Genomic DNA, 13,355 nt, shown 5'->3' on the forward strand with positions numbered 1-13,355 from the left:
GACTAAGCCCGACCCGCAAAGGAGCACGATGAGTGTCCTCTCCATCGACTTTGGTACCTCCGGCGCCAAGGCGAGCGACGGCCGCACCGTTTCCTACCCCACGTTCACCAGTCACCCCGGCCACGTGGAGCAGCGCCCCTCCGACTGGCTCGCCGCCTTCCACCAGCTTGTCGACGGTGCCGACGCTTACGACGGTTCCGTCAAGCGGGACGGAACCGCATTCAACGACGCCTACGACGGTCGCAACGTTTACGATGCCATCGTCCTGACAGGCCAGATGCAGGACCTCGTCTACCTTGATAACGCTCCATCCGCACTGGAACCGGACCGCGCCGTGCTGTACTCCGACACCCGCTCCACAGTTCCCGCGATCCCACGCTGGGAGGAGATCACCGGCAAAACCTGCAAGGGGCCACCTCCAACGTGGCAATGATGCACACGCTCGGCGCAGGGCGAGCTATCTTTTCCCCGGCAGGCTACGTCATCCACGCCCTTGGACTGGGAGAGTACGTGGATCCCACGACCGCATCCACGACGGCATTCCTCGACATCGCCACACGTACCTGGTCTCACGAAGTCTGCGCTGCCGTCGGCGTCGACCCCGAGCGGCACCTACCCACAATCGCCCAGGGTGAAGTGGGCACCTACAAGGGGATTCCCATCATTCTCGCGCCGGGCGATGCCGCCACCACGGCACTCGGCATCGGGCACGAGCATGTCTACATGGGAACAACGGGTTGGTACGCCCGCATCACCAAGGACGTGACGGAACACCGCCCGGAGAAGCACACCTTGGCGCTCGGCAAGGACGAGTTCCTCACCATCGCCGCCGTCCAGCAGGCGGGAGCCGCCCGCGACGAAGCCCTGCGGCTCTTCCCCGTGGATGGCCCGCTTCCGCGGGAGAAGTCGGGTGTGGTTGCCATCCCCGCATTTTCCGGCGGAAGGTTCCCGCGCCGGGTGGATCGCCCCGGTGCCACGTTCGTGGGTGTTACCGCGCAGACCACGCCCGCGCACCTGCACAAGGCCATCCTGGAGGGCGTGTGCCTGGCGCTGAGCTTCGACATCGACTCCGGCGCAGAAGCCACGCACGCGCCCCTTCCCGTCGTCGGTGGGTGCACGCGTTCACGCGAGTGGATGCAGATCTTAAGCGATGTCACCGGGCGCACCGTTCACGTCCTGCCAGATTTTGATGCCGGCACCGTCGGTGCACTGAGATTCGCTGGCGTGGATGTCCCCACGCCCCAGGCCACCGAGGAGTTCACCCCGCGACACAGCTACGCCGAGGAAAAGGAGCGCTTTGCCCGGTTCCTCTCGCTCATGTGATGAGCTCACCGAGAGGTAAAAAAAGCCTCGCCCCGGGGCGTCGATAAGCGGATACCTCGGGGCGACAACGTGCGGGCCGGGAGAGGAGCGCTGAAGGACAGTTCTCCCATGCGTGAGCTACTGCACGTGATCGGCGATGAACTTTTTCACGGCCTCGGTATCGTTCGGCATATCCGTCACGTAACGCTCGCCGGTCTCGATGTCTGCAAAACGCTCGGGGACAACCGGATCCTCGCCGATCGCCTCGCGGATCGTCTCAGCAAACTTGACGGGAAGCGCGGTCTCCAGGCACACGACGGGCGCCTCCACGGCGCGATCGGCAAGAAGCGTCTGGGCGACGTGGACGCCGTCGGCGGTGTGCGGATCGATGAGCTGGCCGTGGTCGCGGTGCAGCGCGGCAATCGTGGCGAGGCGATCGGCGTGGGTGGAAGAACCAGAGACGAACCCGAATTCCTCGTGCACACGCTCCATTTCTTCCGCCGTCAGCGTAAACGACGGCGCGTTGGAGCCGAACAGCTCTGCGGTGCGCTCTGCGCCGACGAGGTCGTGGATGAAACGCTCGAAGTTACTGGCCTTGGAAATATCCATAGAGGGGGAGCTGGTGGCAAGCGTCTCGGCGGCCGACCGCGGGCGGTACGTGCCGGTGGTAAAGAACTCGTGGAGAACGTCGTTTTCGTTGGTGGACACAATAAGGTTCTTGATGGGCACACCCATCTGGCAGGCGATGTGGCCGGCGCAAATATCGCCGAAGTTGCCCGTGGGGACGGAGAACGAGACAGGTTTACCCACCTGGACATACAGCCACACGTAGTAGACCACCTGCGCGAGGAGCCGCGCCCAGTTGATCGAGTTGACCGCGCCGATGTGGTACTTCTCCTTGAACTCTGCATCGGCGGAGACGGCCTTGACAATGTCTTGGCAATCATCAAACACGCCGTCGACGGCGATATTGTAAATGTTCGGGTCATCGAGGCTGAACATTTGTGCCTGCTGGAAAGGTGTCATGCGACCCTTGGGGGTGAGCATGAACACGCGGATGCCCGCGCGCCCACGCATCGCGTACTCGGCCGACGAGCCCGTGTCGCCACTGGTGGCGCCGAGGATGTTCATCTCCTTGCCGGAATCCTCGAACAGCACGCCGAGGAGCTGCATGGCCATGTCTTTAAACGCGGCCGTGGGGCCTTCGGAGAGGTGGCCGATATACAGATCGTCGGTGACCTTGGTCAGCGGAACGATCTCGGGGGAGCTAAACGCCGTGGAGGTGTACGCCCTGTGAGCGAGGTGTCCCTTGCCGGGGGCGAAGAGCTCAATGATCGCCTCGGCGACATCGGGGTAGCTCTTGCCCGCAAAGGCTGCGAGATCCTCGGAGCTAAGCTGCGGGTATTCCTCCGGCAGGTACAGGCCACCGTCGGGTGCCAGCCCTCGAATGAGAACGTCGTCGAAGGAGGCGGGGGAGGTGTGCTGTGCGTCGCGCGTGGAGAAATACTTCATGGGAACGAATCGTACCGTACCTGCCAGTTCCGCGACGGATTTCACCCAGTTGCTCTGTACGATAAACAAGCTACGGGGAAGACATAGGTATTGCGCGTGCAACCGCAGGAGTGTTTGAGACCCATCACCTTCCTATTAAGTCTGCTGTTTGCCACCAAATGAGATAATAAACGCGCAGTACACAAGCGATATTTGGTAATTTGAGTTCGGTTACGTAAACTCGTGTGCACGCTACCGTCGCGGTAGTAAAAAATCGGACGCGAGTCCAACTCAATATGCCCCGCTCGTCTAGCGGCCTAGGACACCGCCCTCTCACGGCGGCGGCACGGGTTCAAATCCCGTGCGGGGTACAACGAAGAGGCAGTCAGGTTCACTGGCTGCCTCTTTTTTTCATGCAACCGGGAACTGGTTTTCGGGGTTAAGGTGCAAAATGTGGGGGTAAGGTGCAAAATGTGAGTCTGGTTCGGTGAGTTGCGTGGTGGGGTGGTGTGTTAGCGGATGTGGCCTTTTCGGATGGCGATTGAGTGGGGTGTATTCGGTTGGGATAGCCTGGTCGTAGAGGGCTGGACTTCCTGTTTCTTGCTGGTTGTTTATGTCTTCTACGGCAAGATCTTTGGCTTTGGAAAGCAGGTCTTGTCCGAAATGTGACTGCCTGGCGATCTCTAGTGGGGCGCCAGGCAGTTCTGTGTGGGTGTACGGCCACGAGGCGATCAACTAGCGGCGCAAAACTTCTCTTCTCACGTTGGTGGGATAGGTATTATTGTTCTCAGAAATACCGCGAGGAAGGCCGGGAAATCGCATGAAGAAGGACAAAACTGTGAAGGCGCCACGAACGGATTCGAACTATGATGCTGGACGGGTTTCCATGGCCATGCGAACGATCACTAATGGGGTAAAGAAGGCCAATCCGGTACCGGTATTGCAGCACTCGGCGGACTCGGTCATGCAATTCACGCGAGGGGTGACACCGGAGGCGATTTTTGACCAGCTGTGCCGACCCGCGAGAGCCGTGGCGGAGGCGCAGGTGCGGCGTATCCATGAGAGGAACCCCCAGATGACGGGGGCGGAGATCGTCGAAAAGCTAGAGCGACGGTTCCTCTCCAGCGTCACCGTATCGGGGGCCGCGGCGGGAGGCGCCAACTTCGTGCCCGCAGTGGGGACCGCGGCAGTGTTGGGAGACACGGGGTACCTCCTCACGGCTGCGGCCACCCACGTGTACTCCGTGCTCAAGGCGCTGGACGTGGAGCTCGAGGACGCCGATCACGAGCGTGCGCTCATCTTCGCGGTGCTTCTCGGCGGCTCATCCTCCTCCGTGGTGCAAAAGACATCGAACCGTATCGGCGGGCACTGGGGGAAACAGCTTGTGAAGTCCGTTCCGCAAAAGTCGCTCACGCAGTTCAACAAGATTTTGGGACGCAACTTCATCACCAAGTACGGAACGAAGCAGGGAATCATTGTGCTGGGCAAGGCCGTGCCGTTGGGAATCGGTGCGGCCGTGGGTGGCAGCATGAACTACATGGTGGGTAGGGGGATTGTGAAAGCCACCCGCTCGACCTTTGCCGAAATGCTCGAAGAGGACGCACGTAAGGCCGCCGTCATCGATCATCTGGGCAAGGCGGATATTCCGGCGGAATCAGACCTACACCTACGAGACGAGTATGCCTCGGACTTAACCGAGGGAGGTCGCCGGGTGGGCGGAGACAAGTCGGACGAAATCTAGGGCCTCTGTGCTGCGGGTGGCGTGCCGAAGCCACACGGCGGTCAGTGGTCGGACAAAGGAGCACTCCGTGGGCACCCGGCGCAGCTTGCCTAGCTGGACGTGATCAGCGATCGCGCCCTTCGCCATGATTCCTGGTGCCTTCAGTGCGATGATGCCGGCGCGTTGGGAAGCAAGCGAGCCAAATTCACCGGCCGGCGTGGCAAGCGTACCCACAACGTCCTCGATAACAGTGCGGCTGCCGGAGCCCTGCTCCCGGACGACGAGGGGTGTGGTGCGCAGCTCTTTAAGGGTGACGGGATTCTCTTTCGTGCGGGTAGCCCACGGGTGGTCGGGTGTGACGGCGAGGACGAGTTCATCCTCGCCGATGCGTTCCTCCTCCTCGTTGTGGAAGCTGTGGCCACCCTCAACGAAGCCGACATCGGCGCGCTGCTCGGCGACGAGCGTGCGCACTCCGGTGGAGTTCTCCTGCAATTGTGTGACCGACACGTGCGGGTGGGAGGCTGTAAATGCTGCCACCCAGGCGGGGCTGTAGAGTTCCGCCACCGTGTTGGAGACGGCGATAGTGAGCGTGGTGTGCGGAGGGTGAGCGACGAGCGCCTGGCGGTGGGATTCGAATTCCTCGCCGCGCGCGAGGAGCTCCCGGATGTGGGGGAGTAAGGCATTGCCTGCGACCGTTAGTGCGATTCCGTAGGGGGAGCGCTGAAAAATGTTCACGCCGAGTGTTTTCTCGGCGCGGGTGAGGCGCTGGCTGAGGGTCTGCTGGTGGACGTGGGCAGCCCGGGCGGCAGCAGAGATGCTCTCGTGCTCGGAGGCGAGAACCACCGCGGCAATATCTTCCCATGCAGGTAGGCGGGGATACATGCAATCATTGTACCCCCTACACGGGTGACGGTGTCGAAAGTGGTCCCAGTTACCCTTTACAGTTCCACCGTGCATAAGTCAGATAAACCCAGTGTTCTCGCCCCAGCTGGACCCGCGTGGGCGGGCTCTCTCATGGGAACCTCCATCGCCGCCTCACTGACGGTCGCCCACGGTCTACCCAGCGTTGTGCCACTGTTCTTTGCGGTCATCGCCGCGGGGATCCTGGTCACCATCAGCATCGGCTGGCTGTGGAAGCGCAATCCCCATTTTTCGCACACCCTCATGCCGGCCTGGGGAATGTACGCCATGGGTATTCTGGCTTGCGGCTCGGCGTGGACGGCTGTGACCGGTAACGACGTGTTCCAAATCGCCTCCTGGTGGGTGGGCACGCCGCTGGCGATCATCGTGTGCCTCAACCAGCTGCGTGGCTTCGCAGGTTCCCCCACCTTCCAGTGGGGGCTGGCTTTGGTGGCCCCGATGGTGGGCGCGACCAGTGGCGGGCAGCTGGCACCCGCGCACGGCATGCTGTATTACCACGTGGGAGTGGTGTGCTTCATCCTTTCCCTGGTGACGGCTCTCCCCATCTTCGCGCGCGTGTACATCGACGTGGTGCGAGGAAAGCTCGCCCTTCCGGGCCAGATCGCCGGCACGGCATGGATTCCGCTCGGAGTGGTGGGACAATCGACCGCGGCCGCGCAAGTGTTGTTCGGCGGCAAGTTCGCCATCATCTACGGGGCTGTCATGCTCATCGCCGGCATCCGGATGGTGGAATTTGCGATGAAGAAGTTCTACGTCGCTGTGTTCGAGTGGGACGGCTACTCGCCGGGCTGGTGGGGTTCGACATTCCCCACCGGCACCCTGTGCCTTGGCACGCACCTCCTCTCGCACACGGCGGACGCCGGGTGGCTGGACTACGTCTCCGTATTCTTCTTGGTCTTGCTTGTAACCCACTGGACCATCTGCTGCGCGCGGTGGGCAAGCTGGCTTGTTCACGAGTCGCCCGCAGCGCACCGCTACCACTCCAAGCGGCACCCCACTCTCGTGGTGGAAGACCCGCGGTTCCACCCGGCGGCAGGAAGCGAGAGCGCCGATACGCACGAATCGAGCGAGAACCTGGTGGCACCCACTGCCCGTGGGTAAGAGACTCGAAAGGCAGGGGGCGCCGTGGACACCATGTGTGCAGGGGAACACGTGCGCCCTAGCGTGACCTAGGTGCCTCGGGAGACCGGTGGGCGCGAACAAGCAAGTCCCGAAAACAGAAGGGGTCCCGGTGGGGACACCGGGGCCAGCGAAAACGTCGGGACCAGAGGAAACGTCGGGGGCACCGCGTGGGAGGAGGATGCTTCGCCCGGAATTGAGTTCGGGGTGGGGTGCGGACACGTGGGGGTAGTGCTTGCTGGAAAAGTTGGGATGGGCCTAAGCTTATTTTCGCACCGCGGGTGCCTGGTAGGAACCGCTACCGGCTGAGATGCCTCATCGGCGAACCGTAGAACCTGATCCGGATAATACCGGCGAGAGGAAGGGAATAACTTTCATGAGCAAACCTGTCACGCCCGCACAAAACACGCAGGTGGTACGCACCACCGGGGCGACCCAGAAGAAGACGAAAGCAACGCTCAAGTGGCGGGGCATCGATATCATCACGGCTGCCGTGCTCGCTGTGGCCTGTGGGCTCATCTTTTGGCTGTGGAACATGGTGGGCTACGCCGGATTCACCGCGCTGGACACGCTAACACCGGGCTTCGGCGGATTCGTCGCCGGCATGTGGTTCCTCGGCGGAACACTGGGCGGCCTCATCATCCGCAAGCCGGGCGCAGCGCTTTTTGTTGAGCTCATCGCGGCGTGCGTGTCCGCAGTACTGGGCAGCCAGTGGGGAGTATCTACTCTCTACTCCGGCATCGCGCAGGGGCTCGGCGCGGAACTGATCTTTGCAGCTTTCGGATACAAGAAGTTTGGCCCGCAGGTCGCGGTATTGGCCGGTGCAGTTTCCGGCCTGGGCGCCTTCTGCCTGGAGCTCTTCACCAGCGCAAACCTGGCAAAGAGCCTGGAGTTTAACATGATCTACCTCGTGTGTCTCCTCATCTCCGGCGCAGTGCTTGCTGGCATCGTTGGTCACCTGCTGGTGAAAGCCCTGGCGCAAACTGGCGCGCTGGATCGCTTCGCCGCGGGCCGCGCTGAGGCAAAGTAACCCCGCGGAGCCGCCGAGCCGGATGCCGTCGGCCTGACCTGCGAAAGGTCCTGTGAAAACGCACGAAAAGGTAGTTGTGACACCACGTAGAGACATCGATTTAGAGGCGCACCCGAGCGATATCGCCATCGAGGCGGCGGGACTTACGTACACGCACGCGTCGCGTACGACGCCGGCCTTTGCGGGGGTGTCGGTGACCATCGGCCGAGGAGAGCGGGTGCTTCTCACCGGCGATTCCGGTGCCGGGAAATCTACCCTGCTCTCTCTCATTGCGAGACTCATTACCGCCGACGACGAGGGAGAGCAGCACGGCACGCTGACGGTGCGGGGAGCCGTGGGAATGGTGCTCCAGGACCCCGACTCCCAAGTCATTTGCAGCAGAGTAGGGGACAACGTCGCCTTCGGTGCCGAGAACCTAGCCGTGCCGCCGGAGGAAATCTGGCCGCGGGTAAAAAAGAGCCTCGAGTTGGTGGGACTGACAGTGCCGTTTTCGCACCGGGCCACCCACCTTTCTGGCGGGCAGAAGCAACGGCTTGCACTGGCCGGGATCCTTGCCATGAAGCCAGACATCATCATCCTCGACGAGCCGACGGCCAACCTCGACCCGGAGGGTGCCCGCGATATTGTTGCCGCCGTTGACACCGTCGCTCGCGTGACGGGTGCCACCCTCATCGTTGTGGAGCACAACCCTCAGCTGTGGCTTCACCTCGTGGATACCGTCTACCGCCTGGATGGCGCTGGGCTCCATGAGATCGCACCGGAGGAGGCCGTGCCGCACTTCGATCTCCCCGCACACCTCACAGTTCCGGATAACGCGCGAAACATCATCGAGACCCACGAGTTGCAGACGGCGTGGGGCAGTCCGAGGTCGGTGCGGTTGCCCCTTGGCTACTCCACCGTGCTGCGCGGGGAAAACGGCACAGGCAAGACAACCCTCGCCCTCACCTTGGCAGGACTGGAGAAGCCACGCGGCGGCGAGATGGTTGTTGCCGAGGACTTGTGCCAGGGGCTGCGCGGGCTGCCGCACACGTGGCGCTCGCGGGATGTGGCACGCCGAATCGGGTACGTGTTCCAAAACCCCGAGCACCAATTTGTCGCCCGCACGGTGCTCTCCGAGCTCTCGCTTAGCGGTGCGCCAAAGGAGCGGGTGGACGAGCTTGTACAGAGGCTGCGGCTTGGGCACCTCGTTGATGCCAACCCGTTCACTCTGTCCGGCGGGGAGAAGCGGCGCCTATCGGTTGCGACAGCGCTGGCCAACGCGCCCCGGCTGGTGATTCTTGATGAGCCTACCTTTGGCCAGGATCAAACAACCTTTGTGGAGCTCACGGGCCTCATCCGGGAGCTGACGGACAACGGGGTGACGGTGTTATCGATTACGCACGACCCAGTCTTTGAGGCGAGCCTGGGGGACCATGTGGAGGTGCTTACATGAGCGTCCCGGTGTACGAGGACGACGTGGTTGACACTGGGCTTCCTATGAACCCGGTGACAAGGCTTTTCATCGTCGTCATTTTTACGCTGCCACTATTCCTCACCGTCGATTGGGTGTCCGCGGGTATCGCGATCCTCATCGAGCTCTGTGCGATCCCGGTGCTGAGGGCCCCGGTGGGAGTGGTGCTCCGCAGGAGTGTTCCCCTCCTTATCGCCTCCGCGCTTGGCTCCATCCCCATGCTGCTGTACGGGCAGGAAGGTGGTGAGACCTACTTTTCCTTCCTCACCGCGCACGTGACGGACAATTCGATTCAGCTGGCGATTGGAATCTTCCTGCGTGTCCTGGCCATCGGGTTACCGGTGGTCCTCGTCTCCTATGGGGTGGATCCCACCGACCTGGGGCGCGCCCTGGCGCAGGTGTTGCACCTGCCGGCGAGGTTCGTGCTTGGCACGGTAGCGGCACTACAGATGTTGACGGCGTTGCAGGACGATCTTCACGCGATGCATCGGGCCCGTCGCTCGCGCGGGCTCATCGATCAGCACGGATTCGGCCATAGGTTTAAAAATGGTGCCAGCCTCGCTTTCGGCCTGCTTGTTCAGTCGCTGCGCCGCGCATCCACACTGTCGGTGGCGATGGAGGCGCGTGGGTTTGCCTACGCGTCCTGCCGTACGTGGGCGAAGCGTGAGGATTTCCACCTGCGGGATGGCGTGATCCTCGCTGTGACTGTTGTGCTTGCGGCCGTGCCGGTGGCGGTCTCCGTGTGGGCCGGAACATTCCGCCTGTTTGGGCTGGTGGGGTAGTATGCCCAGGACTGTGCTTATCGACGGCCGTTCTGGAGCCGGTAAGACGACGTTCGCGCGCCGGTTGGGCTTGTCGACGGGATTTCAGGTGATCCATCTGGACGATTTCTACCCCGGATGGGGTGGGCTCGTGGAGGGGTCTAAAATAGTGAAAAATTGTATCCTCCGAATGGATGATCCGGGGTACTATCGCTGGGATTGGGAACGCGACCGTCCAGGGGAGTGGGTGCCTCTTGATCCATTAGCTGACCTCATAATAGAGGGGGTAGGTTCACTTACAAAACAAAACGTTCAGGCAGCCGTTCTCCGCGGTGGGGGTGAATCCCTGGAAAGTCCCGCGGAGGAAGCTACGTCTCCGTGTCTCACTGTGTGGATTGACGCGCCGGTGCAACTTCGGCGAACACGGGCGTTAAAGAGGGATCCGGGGTTCCAAAATTTCTGGGACATGTGGGCGGAACAAGAGGTGCATTTTGACGCGAACTGCGGTCCTGGGGGAAGGGTGGCACTCGCTTCCATTACGGTACGTCTGAGCGGGGGTAGTAGTCGTGACGATGAGGAGGCGATCCGTACGGCTATTCGTAGAGTAAATGAATGGAAAACAACGTACACATAGGCAGTTTTGCTCTGTGGTCGTATGCAGCCTTTTTTACGTATCGCCACTCTCACCAGGCGCAACTTTCTTCACGTGCGGCCTGGAGCGTTGGGAAAGTCAGGAATGTGGGGTAAATTAGAAACTGCACGAAATCTGTCTGGCGGCCAGGCGAGGAGTAGACGGTAAGTAGTCTTCCTGGCACCGTCGCGGGTATTAGTGTTGTTACTTTCAAGCGAAGACCTAGGACGGGAGATATGGCGAGTATGGATAAACTTGTCGTTATTGGCTCTCCTGGTTCCGGTAAGCGAACATTTAGCGCCTCTCTTTCTCAGATCACTCACCTTCCCGTCACCAACCTGGACAAGTTGTATTGGAGCCATCAAGGCAAGTACGTGGGAGACGAGATCTTCTATCCCCGTGTAGAGCAGGTGATGGAGAGCGGCAAGTGGATCATTAGCGGCACCTACCTCAATGTTTTGGACATGCTGTTGGATGCTAGCGATGGTGCCTTCTTCCTGGATTACTCCTTGGAAACGTGCCTGGAAAGCGTGCGGAATTACAAAGCCAGTCGGCCGGATACAAACTGGTCGGCGGCCCCGGAAGGCAACGAAAACGAAGCCGCCTACATCAACAAGTTCCACATGGAGGTCCGCCCGAAAGTGATGGAAGCTCTGCGCAACAGGCCGCATCTTCTAGTCAACCGATTCACCCATCAAACCGGCGCAACCACCTACCTCAAAGCCATGGGGTGGAGCGGAAAGTAGCAGTGCTCACTGCGCCTCCGTTGGTAACTTCGCAGGTACCCGCAGCGCCTTAGGGCGGACGTTTGAAAGATCAGCCCTGGCCACACCCGTTTTTGCCGCCGGTGAGCACTGTGACCGCAATCCTGGGCCCCTCACAAATTGGCATCCGGACAGCTCCCCGCTACGTCGCCTACCGTGGAGGCACCGCATCTCGCAGAAGCTTCGCAGCTGGGATGGAGAAGTTGCGAACTCACGTTGCGGAGGTTTCACCGTCGCATCACTTCCCGCGGTGGTTACGTTAGGCCGAGAGCGTCCGGGCACGAAAAGGCCCTCCCATTCCTTCTTTAGATGAGGACGAAGAGGGGAGGGCCTCTGGGGGATAGATTTCGGGTTACTCGGCCTTGAGCTCGTTTACGGATTCAATGTTCAGGGTAGACAGCAGACCTTGGATGACGATGTCGAACACCGGGCCGATGAGGTCGAGCTTGTCCTGATCATCGAGGTCTTTGAGTGCACCGGTGGAGAACAGGTGGGCCAAACCGTGAGCCGATGCCCAGGCCGCGAACACCTGAGAGTACAGGATCCATGTCTGGCGAGGGCTATCACTGTTCTCGATGGCCTTCTTAGTGAGCTCCGTGAGGAAGGAGAACGCAACGCCCATGCCTTCGCGCTCGTCAAAGTTGTCGAAATCGGTGGGCACGATGGAGCCCGATGCGATCTCGATGAGCACGTTCCAGCCGATCGGATCGTGCAGTGCGAAGGAAACGTAGCCGTAGCCCGCTGCCTTGATGTAGGAGAAAGCGTTAGCGCCACCGGGCAGCGAGAAGCACTGTACGCCGATGAACCCTTGATCCTGATTGTCAAGGTAATCCTCGGTTGTCTTGAGGAGCTTATCGGCACCGTCGGTGAGACGAAGGACATCCTTCATAGGGAGGTCGGCGTATTGGCCAACTTTGGCGATGTCTACGTGGCCCACGCCCAGGTCCCATACCAAATCGATGAGGCCGCGGTATACCGCGATCTGCTTTTCCTCATCGTTGCCGCGCGGGAACTCGGTGGCCTTGGGGGTGGCATTAATCGGGATATTGCCGACCATAGAATGTGGCTCAATCTCGACCTTGCCGCCCTTTCTTATTGCCCTCACGACACCTTCGGACAGGCACTCGAGGGAACCTTGGAGTAGCTGCTTCTTGGCTACTGGGCTAAGCAGCCTGCAGATGCCGAACGTGCACAAGTGCGTGATGCCGTGAATCGTACCGTAGGCTGCGAGGGCGACGTGCAGGAGAAAATCCACATCCTTCGGGCCATCGAGTTCCTCAATGAGGTCATGGATGTAACCAAGTACACGCGTGACCGTCGGCCGCATCTTGAGCTTATTCATGTCCTCGTTAAAATCTGTGGGAAAATGAATAGGCATCGGGTTGGAGATGAAGGCACCGAAGATGTCCGGAGACTCCTGGGAGAACGAGAAGTAAGCTCGCCCGATTGCTTTAAGCTTGTCCAAGGAGGTGGCATCATCGGGCAGTTTGCCTAACTCGTAATCGCCAAACCTATTGATCGTTGCGTCTAGCTCAGACTGGAGGATCGTCCTTAGTTGTTCGTCCGTGGGGAAGAACTCCGAGATCTCCTCCTTGCTAATGCCGGAAACCATAGAAAGCTTATCGCGGGTGAGAGAGTCGCACCCACGGTTGCCAACGATTTCGTATCCTGCGGAAAGGATGCGACTACGCGTTTCTGCCTTGCTTCGACTTCGGTTTAAGTTCACTCCACTGTCCTCGATGTTGCTGTGAAATTTGTTCTCTAAATTCCGTCGTCACTGCTTCGAAATTTGTCAACAGTTATCTAGTGTAACGCAGCCCAAGCTTTACTTAGCTTGGGCACAAGTCGGCGCTTCGTAATCTCTCCGGGGAGAAGAAGCGCGTCAATAGCCACTACCTGGCAAATCTGGGGAACCCACACCTGCCATGCTTTGCATACAGACTACCAGAGCTTTGGCTCACACTGCTGAAATTTGTGAGTCGTATTTGTCACAGAAATTTCTGCCACCGAACCAAACCCGTGGGCTTAGGCCTACTGGCGGTGTATGTACCCCCCTTTGGTTCCAAACTAAGGGGGGTGTTCCTATATAGTTCGTCAACCTGAGGGGGTAATTGGATGGGGGTGACGTTCGATGTGGGGTTGTTTTTGGGTACGCCTAGGAGCCGA

Annotated in this window: 12 protein-coding genes, 1 tRNA gene and 1 pseudogene; 10 read left to right on the forward strand and 4 right to left on the reverse strand. The window is 60.4% G+C overall.

What is annotated here, in order from left to right:
• Nucleotides 1–28 precede the first annotated feature (28 nt).
• Both HMPREF1219_RS13155 and HMPREF1219_RS01960 read left to right on the forward strand, forming a co-directional pair.
• On the forward strand, nucleotides 29–433 hold the full coding sequence (locus HMPREF1219_RS13155) for a hypothetical protein (protein WP_016457335.1): 405 nt from the start codon (nucleotides 29–31) through the stop codon (nucleotides 431–433).
• Nucleotides 430–1,323, forward strand: a complete 894-nt coding sequence (locus HMPREF1219_RS01960) for an FGGY-family carbohydrate kinase (protein ID WP_016457336.1) — start codon at nucleotides 430–432, stop codon at nucleotides 1,321–1,323. Before HMPREF1219_RS13155 ends, HMPREF1219_RS01960 begins: the two co-directional genes overlap by 4 nt.
• A 117-nt stretch (nucleotides 1,324–1,440) precedes the next feature.
• Here the strand turns inward: HMPREF1219_RS01960 and thrC are convergent, their stop codons facing one another.
• A complete protein-coding gene (gene thrC, locus HMPREF1219_RS01965) occupies nucleotides 1,441–2,814 on the reverse strand; it encodes a threonine synthase (protein ID WP_040426766.1) in 1,374 nt (457 codons plus the stop codon).
• Between the two features lie 277 nt (nucleotides 2,815–3,091).
• On the opposite strand from thrC, the gene HMPREF1219_RS01970 reads away from it, so the two are divergent.
• Nucleotides 3,092–3,164 (forward strand) — tRNA-Glu (locus HMPREF1219_RS01970).
• A gap of 141 nt (nucleotides 3,165–3,305) precedes the next feature.
• On the opposite strand, the pseudogene HMPREF1219_RS13160 reads toward HMPREF1219_RS01970, so the two are convergent.
• Nucleotides 3,306–3,510 (reverse strand): annotated as a pseudogene (locus tag HMPREF1219_RS13160) (IS1249 family transposase); the annotation flags it as partial.
• A gap of 103 nt (nucleotides 3,511–3,613) precedes the next feature.
• Between HMPREF1219_RS13160 and HMPREF1219_RS12135 the strand changes: the two are divergent.
• Nucleotides 3,614–4,534 carry a hypothetical protein gene (locus HMPREF1219_RS12135; RefSeq protein ID WP_016457338.1) on the forward strand — a complete coding sequence of 307 codons (921 nt, stop codon included), beginning with the start codon at nucleotides 3,614–3,616 and terminating at the stop codon, nucleotides 4,532–4,534.
• Here HMPREF1219_RS12135 and HMPREF1219_RS01980 read toward each other — a convergent pair.
• Nucleotides 4,484–5,395 carry a LysR family transcriptional regulator gene (locus tag HMPREF1219_RS01980; RefSeq protein WP_016457339.1) on the reverse strand — a complete coding sequence of 304 codons (912 nt, stop codon included), beginning with the start codon at nucleotides 5,393–5,395 and terminating at the stop codon, nucleotides 4,484–4,486. The two genes, HMPREF1219_RS12135 and HMPREF1219_RS01980, sit on opposite strands and share 51 nt — an antisense overlap.
• A gap of 69 nt (nucleotides 5,396–5,464) precedes the next feature.
• On the opposite strand from HMPREF1219_RS01980, the gene HMPREF1219_RS01985 reads away from it, so the two are divergent.
• The 6 genes from HMPREF1219_RS01985 to HMPREF1219_RS02010 all read left to right on the forward strand — a co-directional run bounded on the left by HMPREF1219_RS01985 (nucleotide 5,465) and on the right by HMPREF1219_RS02010 (nucleotide 11,171).
• Complete coding sequence (locus HMPREF1219_RS01985; RefSeq protein ID WP_245554375.1) at nucleotides 5,465–6,535, forward strand: TDT family transporter; 1,071 nt, start codon at nucleotides 5,465–5,467, stop codon at nucleotides 6,533–6,535.
• Between the two features lie 394 nt (nucleotides 6,536–6,929).
• Complete coding sequence (locus HMPREF1219_RS01990; protein WP_016457341.1) at nucleotides 6,930–7,583, forward strand: ECF transporter S component; 654 nt, start codon at nucleotides 6,930–6,932, stop codon at nucleotides 7,581–7,583.
• A gap of 76 nt (nucleotides 7,584–7,659) precedes the next feature.
• Nucleotides 7,660–9,015, forward strand: coding sequence for an ABC transporter ATP-binding protein (locus HMPREF1219_RS01995; RefSeq protein WP_016457342.1), 1,356 nt, complete (start codon nucleotides 7,660–7,662; stop codon nucleotides 9,013–9,015).
• A complete protein-coding gene (locus HMPREF1219_RS02000; protein ID WP_016457343.1) occupies nucleotides 9,012–9,815 on the forward strand; it encodes an energy-coupling factor transporter transmembrane component T family protein in 804 nt (267 codons plus the stop codon). The genes HMPREF1219_RS01995 and HMPREF1219_RS02000 overlap by 4 nt, the downstream gene beginning before the upstream one ends.
• Nucleotide 9,816: 1 nt before the next feature.
• Nucleotides 9,817–10,428 carry a nucleoside/nucleotide kinase family protein gene (locus tag HMPREF1219_RS02005; RefSeq protein ID WP_016457344.1) on the forward strand — a complete coding sequence of 204 codons (612 nt, stop codon included), beginning with the start codon at nucleotides 9,817–9,819 and terminating at the stop codon, nucleotides 10,426–10,428.
• A 242-nt stretch (nucleotides 10,429–10,670) separates the two neighbouring features.
• Nucleotides 10,671–11,171, forward strand: coding sequence for a P-loop NTPase family protein (locus HMPREF1219_RS02010; protein ID WP_040427105.1), 501 nt, complete (start codon nucleotides 10,671–10,673; stop codon nucleotides 11,169–11,171).
• Nucleotides 11,172–11,541: 370 nt separating this feature from the next.
• On the opposite strand, the gene HMPREF1219_RS02015 is transcribed toward HMPREF1219_RS02010, so the two are convergent.
• Entirely contained in the window at nucleotides 11,542–12,801 is a 1,260-nt protein-coding gene (locus HMPREF1219_RS02015; protein WP_245554376.1) for a TetR-like C-terminal domain-containing protein, read from the reverse strand.
• Between the last annotated feature and the right edge of the window lie 554 nt (nucleotides 12,802–13,355).

The sequence above is a fragment of the Corynebacterium pyruviciproducens ATCC BAA-1742 genome, from assembly GCF_000411375.1.
Taxonomy (GTDB): Bacteria; Actinomycetota; Actinomycetes; order Mycobacteriales; family Mycobacteriaceae; genus Corynebacterium; species Corynebacterium pyruviciproducens.